We start from the raw sequence: 21,029 nt of genomic DNA, 5'->3' as shown, positions 1-21,029 counted from the left end.
GCGCATTTTTGCGCCAATCCGCACAGCATCCCCATGGGGGTAGAGCTGGCGAGCCAGCACGAACCTGAATAGTTACGTTTATTGTATCGATAAAAGCTGTCTTTGTGAGAAGCGACTGTAACAATCATAGCAAAAAACAACAATGGAATATCATTTCATATCCGATCTTGATGCAGTTGTTGATACTTTAAGAAATTCCGAATTGGATGCATTATCACGTGTATGGCGAGAAATAAAAGAAGAGCTAGAGAATAGTGGTGAATATAAACTCTTTGTCAATAAACTGCAGAGAGAATGGGCAATAGAAACCGGAATTATTGAACGACTCTATACATGGGATCGCGGCGTCACAGAGATTCTCATTGACCAAGGGATTGACGCCGCACTGATTGCCCATAAAAGTGGCATTTCTCAGCAACGCGCAGCCAATGTTGCCTCTATCATCAATGATCAAAAGAACATTATTGAGGGGTTGTTTGCCTTTGTCAGAGGAGAGCAACCACTGACTCACCATTATATTCGCCAACTTCACGCAGAATTTACAGCCCATCAAGATACTATTGATGTGCAAACTTCTGAAGGCAATTTGCAAACTATCACTTTATTGAAAGGGGAATATAAAAGATATCAAAACAATCCGCTACGACAGGATGGTTCAATTTATATATACTGTCCTCCAGAACATGTGCAGCAGGAGATGGATAATCTGCTGGCTTGGTTTGTCGACAAAGAGGAAACAGGGGAGAAACCAGAGGTATTATCAGCCTTCCTGCATCATCGTTTCACCCAGATTCACCCCTTCCAAGATGGCAATGGACGGGTGGCAAGGGCATTGGCCAGTCTGGTCTTTTTAAAAAATGGCTTGTTCCCGTTGGTAATCCGAGATTCTGAACGTAATGAATATATAATCTCCCTAGAAAAAGCAGATGCAGGCGATCTGAAACCACTTTGCGATCTATTCGCACGCAACCAAAAAAAATCAATCCTATCTGCTATCAGTATTGAACAGAGTATTCAACGTCCACAACAGGCTGAAGTAATCTTACGCTCCAGCCTGGAAAAACTCAAAATACATTTTCAGGCTGAGGCATCCCGTAGAGATGAGGTTTTTAAGATAGCACAACACCTGCAAAGAATGACAGATCGGCAACTGGAAGAGTATGCCACAATCTTCAACAATGAAATCAAAGGGATTAAAAAAATACCAGGTGTATTGTCGCCTCTGGCACATCTGCATATTGAAATATTTTCCAATAAAAATAATGACCAAAACAAACGCAGCTATTTTCGCCGACAGATTACCGAATTTGCTTCACAAATCGGTTATTTTGCCAATTTTGATTCCTATTGTAGCTGCTCCTATTTGACAATACACTCAAATAACCGCTTTCAATGCGTCATCTCTTTTCATGGCTTGGGGCCTGTCCATCAGGGAATTATGGTGGCTACCGGTTTTACATTACTGCGCATACCCAATGAAGAGAAAAAAGGCTCGGATGTGCTTGATCCACGACTTGCCTCTGCAGAGATATTCCAGTTCAACTATCTGGAACCCATACCAGCCATTGAAACACGGTTTGCAGAGTGGTTGAACGAAACGCTATCTGTTGGCTTTTCGGAATGGCATAAGGTGATTACACGAGAGACCATGCAATAAGCCAATTGATGCCAATTTGCGTTCATTCAGGTAAAAAACCTGCGTACAAGTTTCTGAGGAGGTCCAGGAGGAGATCATCTCCTCCTGGCGGAGGATTGGAGGCAGAGCCTCCAAGATCTTGATTTTGCTTTTTAGCGGCACTTTACCAACAAGCCAAGACGTTTTTTGTCTTGGCGCAGCGCCGTAAAGATTGTCTTGGCGCAGCGCCGTAAAGATTGTCTTGGCGCAGCGCCGTAAAGATTGTCTTGGCGCAGCGCCGTAAAGATTTTCCACTCATTTGCTCACTATTCAGGTTTGTGCTGGCTCACCAGCTCTACCCCCATGGGGATGCTGTGCGAATTGGCGCAAAAATACGCGCCAATCCGCACAGCTTGCTTCCATTAGGCGCGCCGCGCCGACGCAAAAAGCGCGTCGGCTTGTTGTGAAAGGCGCGCCAAAGACAAAAGATTAAAAGATTAAAAGCAAAATCCCAGGGATTCCATCCCTGGACCCGGCCAGGGAGGTGCCCTCCCTGGACCCGCAGTTGTTTTGGGTGCTGAATAGTTACTCGGGAACAGCGGATCATACGATCTTTTTGCGCCTATAATGCCCACAAAATACCCGGTTATGTCAGCAGGCTTACACCCGAAAATGGCTCATCAGCTCACGCAGCAAATCGGCCATTCTGCCCATCTCGGTGGCCCGTTTGTTCAAACCGGTACTCATCTCCTGAAGCTGCGCCGCAGAGGCGGTAATCTGTTTCATGGAGCCAGCAACCGTCTGTGAGGTCTGAGCGTTGTCGGTAACAGAACGCGAAATCTCTTGCCCACCATGCGCTACCTCGGAAACACCACGGGTAATCTCATTCACGCCATGATTGGCCTCCACGACGCGCCGACTCACCTCCGCCACCCCCAGAGAGATCTCCGCTACATTGCGGGAAACATCCTGCATCCCATACGCCGACTCCGTCAACTGTCGGGTCGATTCCTCGGCCTCCCGCGCCACCGCACTCATCAAACTGGCTACCGACTCCATCGCCTCGCTCTGGGTGTCCACGGAATGCAAAATATCGGTATTGGCCTTGCCAATCCGGCCAATCATCGCCCCTACATCTTGCGCCGCCTGCATCGCGGCACCCGAATGGTGCTGAATCTCCTCCACCCGTTGGGTGATGGTGCGCGTCGCCTCTCCGGTCTGCCGTGCCAACTCCTTGACCTCATTGGCCACCACCGCAAAGCCCTTCCCTGCCTCTCCCGCTCCCGCCGCTTCGATGGCGGCATTGAGTGCCAGCATGTTGGTTTGATCGGCAATCTGTTTGATGATCCTGACCACCTTGCCAATCTCACCCGCCGAATGGGTCAACTTCTGCATCACCGCATAGGAGTCGCGTACATGCCGATCGGCCTCTTTGGAAAAATCATCGGCATCCTTGCTCTGCACCCGCATCGAAGAAAAAGAAGAACTGACCTGCATGATCGATTGCGAGGCAGTTTGTACATTTTGACTGGTGCCCTGCGCCCCCTCCGCTACATTGCGCAAAGCCATATTGACCTCACGTGCGGTCAGGGAAATATGTTGCAAATTGGCACTGACCTCTTCGGTGGCCGCCGAAATGGCATGAACTGTACTGGAAATCTCTTCAGTAGCCGCCGCTATGGTGGTCAAATTGCTGGCACTTTGCTGGGCGGCAGAGGAGACTGTTGACATTCCTGAGCTCATCTGCTGCGCCGCCGCCGCCGAAGAGTGCGCCTGCTCCAACATCGCCTCGGAGTGTCCACTCATCTGACCGGCCATGCCCGTCAGCTCAGACGAGTTGCCCTGTAACGCCTCGGCATTATGATCAATCCGGGTGACCAGATCACGCAAGGTCGCGGTCATCTGGTTCATCACCTCACCCAACAGACCAATCTCATCCCTTTGCGGCAAGTGAATGCTTTGACGCAAATCTCCTCCCTGGATACTTTCCGCAAAGCGAGACAACTCGCCGACTGGTCCCGTGATCTTGCGTGTGATCAAACTGCCTGTCACCACGCTCACTACAGTCGCCAGAAGCGCGATGCTCAAGGCAATGCTGCTCCGTTGCGAAGCCTCTTGTTGCGTGCTGGTAATCGCTTTCTGCGCATGCTCCTTGGACTCTGTGACCTCCTGCTTGATCACCGGCTCAATCTGATGGGCTTTGGCACGCAATAACTCCATTTTACTGGCAATCTGGTCATCCACAGCCACCAAAGCAACAAAATCGCGTTCATAGGATGCCAACATCTCAGACATTTGTCGCTTGTCATTTTCTGCTACATTGGCTAAAGCATTAATCTTTTCCCCCAGTTTGCCAGCCTCTTTGTGCAAAAGATCGACATATTTTTTATCCGAGCGCAACAGATAATCCTTCTCGTGACGCCGCAGACTCAGCAGATCCCGCTCCAAACCAACATTGTTTTGCGCACGTAAAACATTTTCCAAACGGTGTGCCGAATTGCGAAAATTGCCCTGCAAACCATCATTATGGGTCAAACCTTTGCGATTCCAGGCCATGACTACCTCCTGGAAATGCTCCTGATAGGCACGAGCCAACTCCATAATCTGATCCAGCTCCCCTACCGTTTCGCCAAAGCGCTTGCGAATGGTACGAATGCCCTCCACCTCACGTAACAGCGCTTGGAGCTGAGCACGTTGTTTTTCTGCCAGATCATTATTGCGCCGCGACAAGAAATCTTTTTCATATCTTCTCGCTTCTAATAAATAATGATCAACTGTCAACATGCCGGTCAATTGGCTTTGCGTATTCTCTTGCAATCGCCCATAGGCATCCAAGGTATTACTCAAGGTCAATTGATACAGGACAATCACTGCCGCAAAAAGGAGTGTCGTGACAGTGATAATCAAACCGATTTTTATGCCAATTCGCAAAGATGCCAGCACGGAGATGCAACCTTCTACAATAAAAGTGACTATTCTTTACAAAATCCGAGGATATGTTACACAATATTTGAGGCTGATAAAAGAGCCGGAAAGGAATGCCCAGCAAATTTGCAAGCAACCATGAACGGATAGAATCCAACAGATTGCTGCAAGGCAACCCTGAGATGTGATAGCGGAACGGGAGGGAATAAATGGCGTAAAGATCCTATCCCATCCGTGGAGCAGATCGCTGAGTAGCCAATACAAAGTCAATAAAAACAAAAAATTTGCTTTGGGTCCAGGGATAATCAACGGCAACCCAAGCAGGCATCCTTGGAGCAAAAAAACCGATGCCAAGATAAAGCCCCAGCACACACCCTTGGGGCAAACTGCAGTTTCAGATCTGCAGCCCACACACTCCTTCTGGAAACAACAGTAGCGCTTCCGATCTGCAACGCAAACACTTCCCCTTGGAGCCAGAGCAGCCTTTAAGAGGTGCGACCAATAGTGCCGCCTGCCGCCCAATATGCACTCTTTTGCACCGTGCTCATGGCACCAACCTGCTCGGTCGTAAAGAGATTCATGGCGCCTATCAAGGCAAAATCACCCGTTTCCAAACCACTGATCTGTCCCTTGCTCATGCCGCTGATCTGCGCGGACAAAGCAACCACCTGGGTGTTGGTCAATGCCTTGATCTGAGCTGCCGAAAAACCTTTGAATTGACTGCTGCTCAAGGCACTGATCTGCTCGGAACTGAGACCACCCATCTGCGTGTTGGTCAAAACAGAAAACTGGGTACTGGTCAAACCAGAGAGCTGACTCAAGGAGAGCGCTGCCACCTGGGTCGAACGCAACCCAGAAACTTGCCCAACCTGTAATTTTCCAAGTGATGTGGCTGATAATCCCTCTATTTGGCTCACACTCAGTATGGCAATCTGGGCACTGCTCAGCGCTCGAACCTGGCTGGTGTTCAACACCGCCAGATCCTCTGTTTCCAAAGCCCCCACCTGAGTCACAGTCAAAGAGCGAATTTGCGCATCGGTCAAGCTGCCCACTTGCGTTACCGCCAATGCCATAATCTGACTGGAACTTAAACTGGCAACCTGTTGACCAGTAAGAACCAGCAGATCTGTAGTCTCCAAGGCAGCAACCTGGGTGACCAGAAGACGGGAAATCTGGGTGCTGGTCAACCCCCTCACCTGATTGGCCGAAAGATTGACAATCTGCGTATTGGTCAAGGCGATGATCTGCGCCGTACTCAACGTAGAGATCTGCCCGACGCTAAGACCGCTCTCCTGGGTGATACTGAGTGCGGCAATCTGCGTCGTGGTCAAGGCGACAATCTGCGTACTGCTCAGAGAGCTCAATTGCGTGGTGCTCAGAGCAGCGATTTGGGTCGTGCTCATGGCAGCAATCCGCGCACTATTCACCCCTTGCCACTGGCTGGTACTCAAAGCATTGATCTGGGTTGTCGTCAGATTCAACCATTGGCTGCTGGTCAAGCCAGACAACTGACTGCTGCTTAAAGCACGAATCTGGCTGCTGTTCCACACAGCAAGCGCCGCATTCTCCAGACTGACCAATTGGCCACTGGCCAAAACGGCAATCTGTTGCACCGTCAAAGCAGAGGCCTGGGTGGTGGTCAAATTTGCCAACTGCGTGGTCGATAAACCCTTCACCTGCTGCGTCGTCAAAGCCTGCAGTTGCGTCTGTGTCAACGCCGATATTTGGGTCGTCGACAAGGCAGCCAATTGGGTGATGGAAAATGTACGCACCTGGAGCGTATGCAAACCAGCCAGTTGACTGCCTGTCAAGGCGCCCATCTGCGTCGTATTCAAGAATGCCACCTGCCCGCTGCTCAAAGCCTGAACCTGACTGACCGCCAATACCGCCAAATCGGTCGCTTCCAATCCTACTATCTGTGCCGTGGTCAACGCCGCCAACTGTGCAGTGGTCATGGCCACCACCTGACTGCTCTGCAAGGCGGTTATTTGACTCGAACTCAATCCACGCAACTGGGTAGTCGTTAACACAGCCACGCCGGCACTATCCAGCACGGACAACTGCGTACTGTTCAGCACAGCCAGTTGTGCAGAACTCAAACCCCTGATTTGTGTAGTGGTAACCGCAGCAAGCAAGGTCGCCGTCAGCTTGCTGAAGGAGGTTGTCGTCAAGGCAGAGAGCTGCGTTGAACTCAAACCACCGGCTTGGGTCGTCGTCAATGAAGCCACTTGACTGGTGGTCAGACGGGCAATCTGCAAACTGTTCAAGAAACCGATTTGACTCTCCGACAACGCTCCCCACTGGGTCACATTCAAATTGACCATCTGTGTCGAACTCATTGTCACCAATTGCGTGGAGCTCAAAGCACGCATATCCGCGCTATCCAGCATGCCCAGTTGTGTGGTGGTCAACGCCAAAAGCTGTGCCGTGGTCAAGGCACTGACCTGGGTGGATTCAAACGCCGCCATGTGGGTGGTCGTCAACACGGCAATCTGTGCCGTATTAAGATTTTTCACCTGCGTCCCCAATGCCACCAACTGCGTCGTCTGCAGTGCAAATACTTGCGTGGTGGTCAAGCCACGCAACTGCGTGGAGGAGAGTGCAGCCATCTGGCTGCTCTGCACAGCGGCCAACTGCGTGGTGGTCAAGACAGAGAGTTGGGCACTGGAAAGTGCCGCCACCTGGTTGGTATTCAAAACAGCCAAATCGGTGGATTCCAAGCCCCTGATCTGGGTCGTGGTCAACCCTGCCACCTGACTGCTGGTCAGATAGGTCGCTTGCGTGGTGCTCAAAGAGGCCACTTGCGTCGTGGTCATCCGGTTGATCTGGGCCACGCTCAAACTGGCCAAACTTTCTGCCGGCAAACTGGCCAATTGGGTCGTGGTCAAGGCCGCCAACTGGCTGGCCGTAAAACCTTTCAACTGTGTGGTCTCGGCCACCTGCAGATTGTTTGCCGACAATGCACTGACCTGGGTGGTGGTCAAGATATTCAATTGCGTAGAAGAGAGACCGCTCATCTGGGTCGTGCTCAAAGAGGCAACCTGGGTGGTGGTCAGACGCGGCAATTGTGCAGTCGTCAAGGCAGCAATCTGCGTTGTCACCAACACCCCAAACTGCGTCGTCGATAACGAGGTGAGCTGGGTTGCACTCAACACCTTTAACTGCGTCGCCGAGAGTGCAGCCACCCCAGAGGTGGTGAAGACCGCCAATTGACTGGTTGCCAGAGCGCTCACCTGGGCCGTTGTCAAAACTGTCACCTGAGTGGTGGCCAGAATGGCAACCTGGGTGGTGGTCAAAGCCGCAACCTGCAACGCACTCAAACTCTTCACCTGCGTACCCAAGGCAAGCAGTTGGGTCGTGTTCAACGCAATCAGTTGCGTCGTTGACAGCGCACTGACCTGTGCCGCCAGCAGACCAGCCGCCTGCGTCTCCCCCAACCCGGCCAGTTGCGTGCTGGTCAAAATCGCCAATTGCCGACTGCTCAAGGCTTTGATCTGGGTGACACTCAAAGCGGCCAAATCGGTGGATTCCAAGCCGCTTAATTGGGTCGTGGTCAAAGCCACCAACTGGGTCGTGGTCAAAGCGGCTACCTGACTGCTCTGCAGAGCCGCTACTTGAATCGAGGAGAGTTTACCCAATTGGGCAGCACTCAAAACAGCCAAATCCACCGCTTCCAACCCCGCCAGTTGCGTGGTGGTCAAAGAGGCAATCTGTTGCGCCGTCACCCCCCTGATTTGAGTGGTGGTCAACAGTGACAGATTGGCAGAGGTCAAGCCACTCAACTGTGTCGTCGTCAACACGGCAAGCTGCACGGCACTGATACCACCAATCTGCGTGCCGGTCAGATTATTGATCTGGGTGGTGGTCAAACGCTGTAACTGCCCCGTATTCAAAGCCGCAAGCTGCGTGGTATTCAAGGCCGCCCACTGCGTCGTCGTCAACACCGAGAGCTGCGTCGCACTGAGACTTCTGATCTGTGTGCTGTTGAGAACCCCCACATGGGTCGCTGAAAAGGCGCCCAGTTGGGTCGTCGTCAAGTTGAGCAATTGCCCAGTGGCCAAAACGCTCACCTGACTGCTGGTCAAATCTTGCAACTGGGTGGTGGTCATGACCGCAATCTGTGCGCTGCTCAAACCTTTGATCAAGGTACCAATGGCCACAACTTGGTTATTGTTCAGAGATTTGATCTGCGTCGTCGTCAAACCAGCCAACTGCAACGAATTGACTGCCGCCATTTGCGTGCTGCTGAAACCAGCCAACTGGGTCGTGGTCAAGATCGCCATCTGCGCCACAGAGAGCGCCTTGATCTGGGTACTGGTCAATACCGCCACATCGGTCGATTCCATACCACTGATCTGGGTAGTGGTCAGCGCAGAGAGCTGGGTACTGGTCAACACGGCAACCTGATCGCTGCTCAGTGCTGCCACCTGCGTCGTGGTCAAACGGTTGATCTGAACCGGTGTCAAGGAGCGCAAAGCCGTGGAGGCCAACACACTCATCTGGGTAGTGCTCCATCCGGCCAACTGCGTCGCTGTCAACCCTTTCAGTTGGGTGGTGGTCAACACCGCCACATCGGTGGAGCTCAAGGCAAGCATCTGTGTGCTGGTAAATAGCGCAAGCTGCGTGGCACTGAGTCCCGCCATCTGCGTGGTGGTCAGGGAGTCAATCTGACTGCTGCTCAAACGCTGAACCTGAGCGCTGGTCAACACAGAGATCTGGCTGGAAGAGAAAACCGCCATCTGCGTGGTGGTCAAACTGCCCACCTGGGTGCTGGTCAAGGCACGTACCTGCGCTGTACCTAAAACAGCAATGGCAGTGGCATCCAATCCCGACATTTGGGTCGTGCTCAAAACAGCCAGTTGTGCCGTAGTCAGTGCCGCCACCTGGGTCGTCGAAAGAGTGGCCAGTTGTGTGGTCGTCAACGCGCTCATCTGCGCCGTCGAAAAAGCACGGAGCATGGTGCTGGAGAGCAGAGTGATCTGCAAGGGGGTCAACGCTGCCACCTGACTGGTGGTCATGGCTGCCACCTGGGTGGTGGAGAGCTGGGTGACACCCAAAGCAGCCAATTGGGTTTGGGTCAACAACGGCAGTGCCGTGCCAGTCAACCCCTGCATCTGCGTGGCTGTCATGGCCGAAAGCTGCGTGGTGGTCAAAGCCCGCAGTTGTGTCGAATTCAACTGGGACAGTTGTGTACTGCTCATGCCCGACATCTGGCTGGTATTGAACTCGATCAACTGGCTGCTGCTGATCCCGCCCAGTTGGGCCGCAGTGAAGGCGCCCAGTTGCAGGCTGCTTAAACCATCCAACTGGGTATCCGCCAAAGAGGAGAGCTGCACACTGCTCAACCCACGAATTTGTGTGGTGGTCAACGCCCCCACCATGATGCTGCTCAACGCATCACATTGTGTGGTTGTCAAAACGCTGATCTGATTGGCAGACAAACCAGCAATTTGTGTCGTCGTCAACGCCGCAAGCTGCTCGGAACTGATGCCCGCCAACTGGGTACTGCTCAGGACGGCCAGTTGTACGCTGCTTAAACCATCCCACTGGGTATCGGCCAGGGTCAACATCTGACTGCTGGTGAGGCCGCGCATTTGCGTGCTGCTAAAAGAGGCCAACTGGATGCTGCTCAAACCATTCAGTTGCGTGGTGGTCAACTCGCTCAACTGCCCGACAGCCAGACCCTTGAGTTGGGTAGTGTTCAAACCGGTCAATTGCTCCGAACGCAAACCACCTAACTGTGTCGTGGTCAAAGCAGGCAACTGCATGCTCGACAATCCATCCAATTGACTGTCAGCAAGCTGTGCCAATTGCTGGGCAAGCAACCCTTGCAGTTGACCGGTACTCAAGCCAGCCAACTGCCCAGAAGCCAAACCATCCCACTGGGTATCCGCCAAAGCCGCGATGTGCGCAGAGGAGAAGCCACTCAATTGGCTGTTGGCCAAGCCAGACAACTGCAATGAGCCCAAACCATTGAACTGCTCCACACTGAAAGCAGCAAGACGAGTAGAGGTGATGCCATTGAGCTGCGTATCCGCCAACGCACTCAACTGTCCAGATAACAATCCTGACCATTGCGTAGTGGCCAAGCCGGCCAACTGTGCCGATGAGAAGGCATCCCACTGGGTATCGGCCAAAGCGGCCAACTGAGTTGACAACAGACCATCAAGCTGCGTATCAGCCAAGCCAGCCAGTTGTGCAGAAGTGAGTGCATCCCATTGTGTATCAGCCAACTGCAGCAATTGGCTCGACAACACACCATCCCATTGCGTATTGGCCAAGCTGTCGATCTGACCAAAAGTGACCCCATCCCATTGTGTACTGGCAAAAGAGCGCAACTGCAGTGCGCTTAAACCATCCCATTGTGTGTTTGCCAAAGCGGCCACTTGCGTAGACAACAGACCATCCAGTTGGCTCACCGCCAGCGCCAACAGTTGCAATGAACTCAAACCATCCCACTGGCTGTCCGCCAATTGCTGCAACTGCAATGAACTCAAACCATCCCACTGGCTGTCCGCCAAGGAACTTATCTGCCCAGAATGCAAACCATTCAGTTGCGTATCGGCCAAAGCGGCCCACTGCAGCGAGGTTACGCCATCCAGTTGCGTATTCGCCCATTGCCCCAAACGCTGCGAAGCAACAGCATTCCACTGTGTCTCCGCCAGCAGGCCCAATTGCGCTGAACTCAAACCATCCCATTGACTGTCGGCCAAGCTTGTCAAAACCGCCGAGAGCATGCCCTGCCACTGCGTCGCCGCCAATCCCGCCAACTGCAGCGAACTCCAACCATTCCACTGGCTGTTGGTCAACGTCATGAGGGCGGCAGAGGTCAAACCATCCAATTGGCTGTTGGCCAACCCAGCCCATTGCCCAGAAGCAAGCCCACTCAATTGCGTGTCGGCCAATGCCGTCAACTGCAGCGAGCTCAACCCATTCCATTGGCTGGCGGCCAATGCCGACAGTGTGTCAGAGGTGAGCCCATCCCACTGGGTATCAGCCAACAACTGCAATTGTGCCGAACCCAATCCATCCCACTGACTGTCAGCCAATGCGAGCAACTGCCAAGAAGAGAGAGCCTGCCACTGCGTTGTACTCATCCCATTGAGCTGCAGCGAACTCAATCCATCCCACTGGGTATCCACCAATGATTGCAATTGCATGCTGCTGAGTGCAGACAATTGGCTGTCAGCCAGAGCCGCCCATTGCAACGACAACATGCCATCCAACTGGGTTACCGCCAGCTCAGCCAACTGCGCCGAGTGCATGCCATCCAACTGGCTGTCGGCCAAACTGAGCAACTGCCACGATTGCAAGCCATCCCATTGGCTCTGCGCCAAGGCCAGCCATTGCAACGAAGAGAGACCATCCAACTGGGTAGTGCTCAATTGGCTCAACTGGATGGATTGCAGACCATCCAACTGTGTATTAGCCAACCCTGCCCAATGCAGCGAATAGAGACCCGGCAACTGTGTATCGGCCAACAGATTCAACTGCAAAGAGAGCAGACCATTCAGTTGACTGTCAGCCAATTGGGCAATTTGCGCACTGCCCAGACCATCCCATTGGCTATCGGCCAAAACAGATAAAGCTGTTGATGGCAAACCGTCCAATTGGCTGCTGGCCAGAGAGGCCAACAGGAACGAAGAGAGACCATCCAGTTGCGTATCCGCCAAACGACCCAACTGGACAGAGGAAAGCCCGTTCCATTGCGTCGTTGCCAAAGCAGCCAACTGCAACGAGGAGATGCCATCCCATTGACTATCGGCCAGCGAGGCCAGCAGGGTTGAACCGATACCATCCCATTGGGTTACAGCCAAGGCAACCAACTGCAAGGAAGAGAGTCCATTCCACTGCGTTATCGCCAAGGCTGACAGACGCAACGATGCGAAGCCATTCCACTGGCTCTCCGCCAACGCCGCCAAACGCAACGAAGAGAGCCCATCCCACTGGCTGTCCGCCAACGCGGCCAACTGCGTCGAATTGAGCCCATCCCACTGGCTGTCGGCCAACGCGGCCAGTTGTGCAGAACCCACCCCATTCCACTGGCTATCGGCCAGAGATTGCAGTTGCAAGGAACCCAAACCATTCCACTGGGTGGTGGCCAAAGCGTGCCACTGTAGCGAACTCAGACCATTCAGTTGGCTGTTGGCCAACCCGGACAACTGTACAGAGGTTAAACCATCCCATTGCGTATCCGCCAAAGTGGAGAGCGTCGCACTGGTCAAAACATCCCACAGCGTATCCGACCAACTGCCCAGTTGCGCCGAGGTCAAACCATTCCACTGCGTATTGCTCAGGGAAAGCAGTTGCACCGAGGTAAAGCCTTGCCATTGTGTATTGGCCAAGGTTGCCAAACCGCTGGTGCTGAGACCAGCCAGTTGGCTCGTCTCCAGTGCAGCCCATTGGCTGGAATGCACACCATCCAGTTGGCTACCAGCCAACCCAGACAAAGCGTTTGCCGTCAAACCAACCAGTTGCGTCGCTGCCAATGCACCCCATTGCACTGAGCTTATGCCATCGATTTGGGTGTCCGCCAGCTCTGCAAGAGCTTGCGAACTCAAACCATTCCATTGGCTGATGCTCCAGGCCGCCAATTGTGCAGAGCTGAAACCATCCAGTTGCGTGTTGACCAAACCACGCAACTGCCCGGAACTCATTCCCGCCAGTTGGCTCTCTGCCAGCGCGGCCAACTGCGCGGAGCTCAAACTATCCAACTGTGCATCTGTCAACACAGCAAGCGACAGTGAACCCAAACCATCCAACTGGCTCACCGCCAATGAGGCAATCTGCTGGGAAGAGAGCATGCTCAATTGGGTTGCCGCCAAACTCAGCAACACCCCGGAGCTCAAACCATCCAACTGGGTTTTGGCCAAGGAAGAGAATTGCGCCGCAGTCAGGCCATTCCATTGTGTATCCGCCAGCTCCGACCACTGCAAAGAGGTGATGCCATCCAGTTGGTCATTGGTCAATAACGCAAGCTGCCGGGAGGATAAACCATCCCATTGACTGGCTGACAACTCCAACAAGTGGGCACTGGTCAACCCCTCCCACTGGGTATCCGCCCAACTCAACAATTGCGCAGAGCTCAAGCCGTTCAACTGGGTGTTGGCCAAAGAGTTGAGCTGATCGGAAAGCAGACCATTCCATTGGCTGTCCGCCAGTGTACTCAACTGCTCCGAACGCAAACCATTGAGTTGTGTCGCTGCCAATTGGAACAACTGACTGGACAACAAACCGTCCAGTTGCGTAGCCGTCAACTCCGTCAAGATATTTGAAGTCAAACCATCCCATTGCTCGGAGAGCATGGCGCTGATTTGCGTGGAGAGGAGGCCATCCAGTTGGGTGTTGGCCAAGGCAGCAAACGCAGCAGAGCCCAAACCAATCCATTGGCTGGCAGCCAAAGAGGATAGGCTGGCGGCAAGCAGACCATCCAACTGGCTGTTGGCCAACGAAGAGAGACCCAGAGAGGTAACACCATCCCACTGCGTAGTGGCCAAAGCGGACAACTGCACAGAGCTCAAACCATCCCATTGCGTATCCGCCCATTGGTGCACCACAGAAGAGTGCAAACCATCCAACTGCGTGTTGGCAAGATTATACAATTGCACCGACGAAAGCAGTGCCAATTGCGTATCCGCCAGTGAGGACAGCACAATAGACAACAAACCATTGAGCTGGCTGTTGGCCAATGAAGCAAGCTGCCAGGAATCCAGGCCATTCCATTGCGTCACAGCCAACCCTTGCACCTGGCTGGAGCTCACACCATTCCACTGGGTGGTCGCCAAACCCGCCAACTGCCCAGAGAGCAGACCATCCCATTGCGTTGAGGCAAATTCAAACAGTTGACTACTCTGCACGCCATCCCACTGCGTATCGCTCAAAGCAAGCAACTGCGACGAACGCAGTCCATTGCACTGGGTATTGGCCAAAGCAAACAACTGGCTGGAGCTCAAACCATCCCACTGCGTATCCGCCAATCCGCTCAGTTGCGCTGAGGTCAGGCCATTGAGTTGCGAATTGGCCAACTCTGACCATTGGCTCGCAGACAAACCATTCAGTTGGCTGTCGGCCAAGTCTGTCAATGCCGCAGAGCTCAAACCATTCCATTGTTCAGCAGCCAATACTGCCATCTGGGTGGAGGTCACTCCATCCCACTGTGTGCTGGCCAGCCCCGCGAGTGCCGTCGAGGTCACACCCAGCCACTGTGTGCTGGCCAATGCCATCAGAGTGGTGGAACGCAAACCGTTCCATTGGGTATTGGCCAGGGAAGAGAGCGCAAGCGAGGTCAAACCATTGAATTGGCTATCAGCCAAAGCAGAAAGCTGGCTGGAAGAGAGACCATCCCATTGGCTGTCGGCCAATTGCTGCAATACCGAAGAGTGCAGACCATCCAACTGACTGTTGACCAAACCAGCAAGCTGCGCAGAACTCAAACCATCCCATTGCGTAGCCGCCAGATTAAACAAGGCTGTGGACAGAATCCCATCCAACTGGCTGTTGGCCAAAGAGGCAAGCTGCAGGGAAGCAAGAGCATCCCATTGGCTATCCGCCAAAGCCTGCAGATGCGTTGCGGTGAGACCATCCCACTGCGTGGTGGCCCATTCGCGCAACTGTATGGAGCTCAAACCGTTGCACTGACTGTTGGCCAACGAAGCAAGATGGCTGGAGCTTAAACCATCCCATTGGCTCGCAGCCAAAGCATATAACTGCAGGGAACGCAAACCATTCAACTGCGTTGCCGTCAACTGGCTTAACTGCGCAGAGAGTACCCCATCCCACTGAGTGTCCGCCAAAGCATTGAGCTGCATCGATAGCAGACCATCCCATTGCGTGCTGCTCAAGCCATTCCACTGCATGGAGAGTAAACCATCCAGTTGACTGTCGGCCAAACCAGCCAGCAAGGTGGAACTTAAGCCATCCAACTGACTGTCAGCCAAAGATTGCAACTGCAATGAGGTAATACCATTCAATTGGGTCGCCGCCAGACTGAGCAATCCCAAAGAGGACAAACCATCGAGACGGGCTGTGGACAAAGCAGCAAGAACCGTTGAACTCAAAGCATCCAACTGGGTGATCGACAACCCATACAGGGAGGTCATGGTCAAACCATCCAGTTGCGTCGCCGCCAAGGTGGCCAATTGCACCGAGGTGAATGCGCTCAATTGGGTAACAGAGAGATTGGCCAAGGTCATGGACAACAGACCATTCAACTGTGTCGCCACCAGAGAGGCCAATTGCTGCGAAGTCAAACCATCCCATTGGCTGTCGGCCAGTTGTGCAATCTGGCTGGAGGTCAGACCATTGAGTTGGCTGTTGGCCAACAATCCCAATTGCTCGGAACTTAACCCATCCAGTTGACTGTCCGCCAAAGAGGTCAACTGTACAGAGCCCAAACCAGACAACTGCGTGGCAGCCAACGCTTGCACTTGCCCTGCGCTCAAACCGTTCAATTGGCTGTTGGCCAGATGGAACAGGGTGAGCGAAGAGAGCTCATTTAATTGGCTATCGCTCATGGCCAACAGTTGCAGCGACCCCAAACCATCCCACTGACTATCGGCCAAACTCATCCAGATGGAGGAGTCCACATAATTGAGTTGGGTAGTCGCCAAACCAGCCAGTTGCAAAGAGCCAAGACCATTCCACTGGGTGGCAGCCAAACTGGCCAACTGCTCGGCACTCAAAGCATTCCATTGGCTATCAGCCAGGGAAGCCAGTGCCACAGAGGTGATCCCATCCCATTGGCTGTTGCTCATTTGACTGATTTGCAGGGAGAGCAAGCCATCCAGTTGGGTGGTCGCCAGCGCTGTCCAGCGCGCAGAGACAGCCAAACCATCAAGTTGGTTATTGACCAGTGCGCTTAGTTGCGTGGAGGTAAGACCATCCAACTGGGTGTTGACAATCGAGGTAAGCTGAGAGGCACTGATCCCTCGCAATTGGGTTGCCGCAAGGGAGTTGAAAGCCAGTGAAGTCAAACCATCCAACTGAGTGGCACACAAAACAAACAGTTGGGTGGAACGCATACCATTCCATTGTGTAATCGCCAAACCAAGCAGAGCGGTCGAAGTCATACCATAGAGTTGGCTCTCCTCCAGGGAAGAGAGCAAGGTGGAGGAGAGATAATCCAACTGCGTATTGGCCAAACCATATAAGCCAAGCGAAGTCAAACCATCCCATTGGCTGTCAGCAAGTGACGCCAAAGCCAGAGAACCCACACCATTGAGCTGGCTATTGGCCAAACCCAACAAGATGCTGGAAGACAATCCGTCCCATTGACTGGTCGCCAGAGAGGCAAGCCGCAATGAATGGAAACCATCCCACTGCGTATCCGCAAGAGAGGCCAAAGCGATGGAACTCAAACCATTCCACTGACTGTCTGCCAGAGAGGCCAATTGATTGAGCGTCAACCCATCCCACTGACTATCCGCCAGAGAGAAGAGATGGGCAGAGCTGAAACCATCCAATTGGCTATTGGCCAACCCGGACCACTGCAATGAGGTCAAACCGTTCAACTGGCTGTCCGCCAGGTTGGACAAACGGAGAGAGGTCAGATAATTCCACTGGCTATCGGCAAAGCCGGTAAGCTGTCTTGAGCTCAAACCGTTCCACTGGGTATCGGCCAGGGCAGAGATGGCTGCCGCCGTCAATCCATCCAACTGGGTATCGGCCAAGGATGTCAAACCGATTGATAACAGACCATCCCATTGTGTCGTGCTCAACGCCAAAACCTGGCTGACATCCAATCCATCCCACTGGCTGTCTGCCAACCCGGCAAACTGCGTGGAGGTCAAACCATTCAGTTGGGTATTGCTCAGAGCGAACAATTGGCCGGAGGTAAGTCCATTGAGCTGGGTGACAGACAATCCACCCCATGCCTGCGACTGCAAACCATCCAGTTGCGTATCAGCCAGATTGCTCAACTGTCGGGAAGTCAAACCATCCCATTGGCTATTGGCCAAACTGAAGAGTTGAGAAGAGTCCGCTCCATTCCACTGTGTATCAGCCAAAGCCGACAACTGGCTGGAAGAGAGGCCGTTCAACTGGGTATTGGCCAAAGCCAGCAATTGCTCAGGCGTCAAACCATCCCATTGGCTATCGGCCAAGGAGCTCAATGCCGCAGAACTCAAACCATTCCATTGGGTCACGGAAAGCAGGGTCAACTGCAACGAACGCAAACCATTCAACTGGGTATTGGCCAAAGCAAACCATTGTGCAGAGGCCACTCCCTCCAACTGCGTCTCCGCAAGTCCGTTAAGCTGCAAGGAGCTCAAACCATTCCACTGCGTCGCCGCAAGCGTGGCCAGTTGAGAGGCACTCAAAGCATTCAACTGAGTGTCGGCAAGCCCCAACAAACCACTGGCAAGCAACCCATCCAACTGGGTTCCTACCCAGGCAGCCAGTTGCACAGAATGCAGACCATCCAGTTGGGTATTGGCCAAACCACTGAGAGCAATGGAGCTTAAACCGCTCAACTGCGTAACCGCCAACGCAGTCAATTGCAGGGAAGCAAGACCATTGAGCTGGGTATTCGCCAAACCAAAGAGTGCAGAAGAGAGCAAACCATCCCATTGCGTTGTGGCCAGGTTGGTCAATTGCAACGAACCCAAACCATTAAACTGGCTATCCGCCAACTCCAGCAGCGCCGCAGACAGCAAACCATCCCATTGGCTGTCGGCTAAAGCGGCCAAACGAGTCGAAGAGAAACCATCCCATTGCGTTGTGGCAAACCCAGAAAGATTCAGTGAGCTCAAACCATCCCATTGCGTATTGGCCAAACTGCCCAACTGCAATGAGGTGAAGCCATCCCATTGGCTGTCGGCCAAACTGGCCAGCAGAGTGGAACTCAAACTATCCAACTGGGTCGCAGCCAGAGAAGAGGCCACCCACCATATCAGACCATTCCACTGGGTTGCAGCAATATCACGCAACTGCAAAGAGGTCATGCCATCCAGTTGGGTGTTGACAAAAGAACCAAACACCTGAGAAGAAAGCGCATCCAGTTGGGTGTTGGCCATGCTGGCCATCTGCAACGATGTAAAACCGTCCCACTGCGAATCAGCAAAACCAGCCAATTGCAATGAACGCAAACCATTCAATTGGGTAGCCGCCAAAGAGTTCAGATGTGCCGTTTCCCATCCATCCAACTGAGTATCCGCCAAAGCAGCCAATTGGCTCGAGAGAAAACCATTGAGTTGCACGGAGGTCAGCGAGTTTAACTTCATCGACTGCAGACCATCCATCTGGCTGTCGGCCAAACCGCTCAGCGCTGACGAAAGCATTCCTGCAAGCTGGGTCTGATCCAAAGATTGCAATTGCAAGGAGGTGAGGCCATCCAGTTGACTGTTGGCCAAAGCGCTCAACTGCAAAGAGCTCAAACCATCCAACTGCGTATCGGCCAAACTGAGCAGTTGCAAAGAGCCTAAACCGTTCAATTGTGTATTGGCCAGCGAGGTCAACTGCAAAGAGGTCAAGCCCTGCAACTGGGTGACAGCAATCTGGGACAGACGTGTGGAGGTAAGACTATCCCATTGTGTCGTGGCCAAATTGCTCAATGCGATGGAACTCAATCCATCCAACTGCGTATTGGCCAACGACGCCACTTGCAGAGAGCTCCAGCCAGCCAATTGGGTGGCCGCCAATTGCGACAGGGCAAGTGAAAGCAAACCATCCAACTGCGTATTGGCCAACGCAGCCCATTGCCCCGCATCCATGCCATTGAATTGGGTGTCGGCCAGAGCAGAAATCTGCCCAGAACGCAATCCATCAAACTGAGTATTGACTAAACCGGCAAGCTGGATAGAGGTCAAACCATCCAACTGACTGTCTGCAAAAGCAAGCAACTCTGCCGCACGCAGCATATCCCACTGCGTATCGGCAAACGCATTCAGTTGCAGCGAACCCAAGCCATCCAATTGCGAATTGGCCAAGGCATAAAGTTGCAGCCCATCCAAACCATTGAGCTGGGTATCACTCAAAGCGGAAAGATGCAGAGAGGTCAAACCATTCAACTGGGTATTCGCCAGGAGATAGAACTGCAAGGAGGTCAGACCATCCAGTTGTGAATCTGCCAGGGTGAGCAATCGACTGGAGATAAAGCCATCCCACTGGGTATCAGCCATGCCATTGACCGCAGTGGAGGTCAGACCATCCAATTGGGTGGCGGCCAACGAGGACCACTGTACAGATGTCCAGCCATCCAATTGGGTCTCTGCCAAGGCAAAAATTTGCAGAGAGAGCAAACCATCCAACTGGGTTTTTGCCAGTTCACCCCACTGTACAGAGGTCAGGGCATTCAACTGGCTATCCGCCAGGGCAGACCAATGGTGGGAGCGTAAACCATCCAACTGGGTGTTGGCCAAAGCAGCCAACTGCAGAGAAGATATTCCATCATACTGCGTGTTGGCCAAAGCGGATAGATTGAAAGCGGTCAGACTATCCAGTTGGCTATCGGCCAAGGTGGAAAGCTGGATTGAGGTCAATCCATCCAGTTGGGTATTGGCCAAAGAGGCCAATTGCAGCAGATCCAGACCATCCAACTGAGTTCCGGCCAGAGTGGAAAACAGAGTGGAGGTCATACTGTTCAACTGCGTATAGGCCAGCGTCGGCAGTTGTAAAGAGGTCAAACCATTCCATTGTGTTGCCGACAAGGCATTCAGCTTACTGGAGGTCAAAGCATCCAACTGGGTATCGGCAAAGGAGCCAAAACCAAGCGAGTGCAAACCATCCAATTGTGTATCGGTCAAAGCAGCCAAATGGCTACTCTGAAATCCATCGAGCTGGGTTCCAACCAAAGAGAACAGGGATAAAGAGCGTAAACCATTGAGCTGGCTATCGGCCAAAGCAAACAACTGTAAAGATTGCAAACCATCCAATTGGCTGTCGGCCAAGGCATACAGTTGCAGCGAACGGAGAGCATCCAATTGACTGTCGGCCAGAGCAAACAATTGCAGTGACAACAAACCATCCAACTGGCTATCAGACAGCACCTTGAGTTGCAGTGACAACAAGCCATCCAATTGGCTGTCCGCCAAAGCCGAGAGCTGCAGAGAACGCAGACCATCCAATTGACTGTCCGCCAGAGCGGTCAAATGAGCGGATTGCAAACCATTCAACTGCGTGTCGGATAACGCCGTCAACTGCAACGAACGCAGACCATCCAGTTGGCTGTCGGCCAGCGCCAGCAACTGCAATGAACGCAGACCATCCAACTGCGTGTCAGCCAACGCCGTCAACTGCAACGAATAGAGACCATCCAGTTGGGTGTCAGCCAACGCCGTCAACTGCAGAGAGTAGAGACCATCCAACTGCGTGTCAGCCAACGCTGTCAATTGCAACGAGCGCAGACCATCCAACTGTGTATCGGACAACGCCGTCAACTGCAACGAATAGAGACCATTCAATTGCGTGTCGGATAATGCCGTCAATTGCAACGAACGCAGGCCATCCAGTTGGCTGTCGGCCAACGCCGTCAACTGCAACGAATAGAGACCAT

General features: G+C 53.0%; 3 protein-coding genes. 1 reads left to right on the top strand and 2 read right to left on the bottom strand.

Annotated features, from left to right (window positions below):
* Window positions 1-142: 142 nt before the first annotated feature.
* On the top strand, window positions 143-1,657 hold the full coding sequence (locus tag EJP87_RS05095) for a Fic family protein (protein ID WP_130470780.1): 1,515 nt from the start codon (window positions 143-145) through the stop codon (window positions 1,655-1,657).
* Window positions 1,658-2,275: 618 nt separating this feature from the next.
* Here EJP87_RS05095 and EJP87_RS05090 read toward each other — a convergent pair.
* Together EJP87_RS05090 and EJP87_RS17675 are read right to left on the bottom strand one after the other, a co-directional pair.
* The gene (locus tag EJP87_RS05090; protein WP_130470779.1) at window positions 2,276-4,558 is read right to left on the bottom strand and encodes a methyl-accepting chemotaxis protein; all 2,283 of its coding nucleotides are present in this window, start codon (window positions 4,556-4,558) and stop codon (window positions 2,276-2,278) included.
* Window positions 4,559-5,025: 467 nt separating this feature from the next.
* Complete coding sequence (locus EJP87_RS17675) at window positions 5,026-21,015, bottom strand: hypothetical protein (RefSeq protein WP_227657462.1); 15,990 nt, start codon at window positions 21,013-21,015, stop codon at window positions 5,026-5,028.
* Window positions 21,016-21,029: the final 14 nt, after the last annotated feature.

The organism is Candidatus Magnetaquicoccus inordinatus, assembly GCF_004217665.1.
Taxonomy (GTDB): Bacteria; Pseudomonadota; Magnetococcia; order Magnetococcales; family Magnetaquicoccaceae; genus Magnetaquicoccus; species Magnetaquicoccus inordinatus.
This window is presented reverse-complemented; position numbering and strand designations above follow the sequence as displayed.

Bases quoted from the DNA above. Each gene is read 5' to 3' on its own strand.
- EJP87_RS05095 (WP_130470780.1), top strand. From the start codon at position 143: ATGGAATATCATTTCATATCCGATCTTGATGCAGTTGTTGATACTTTA.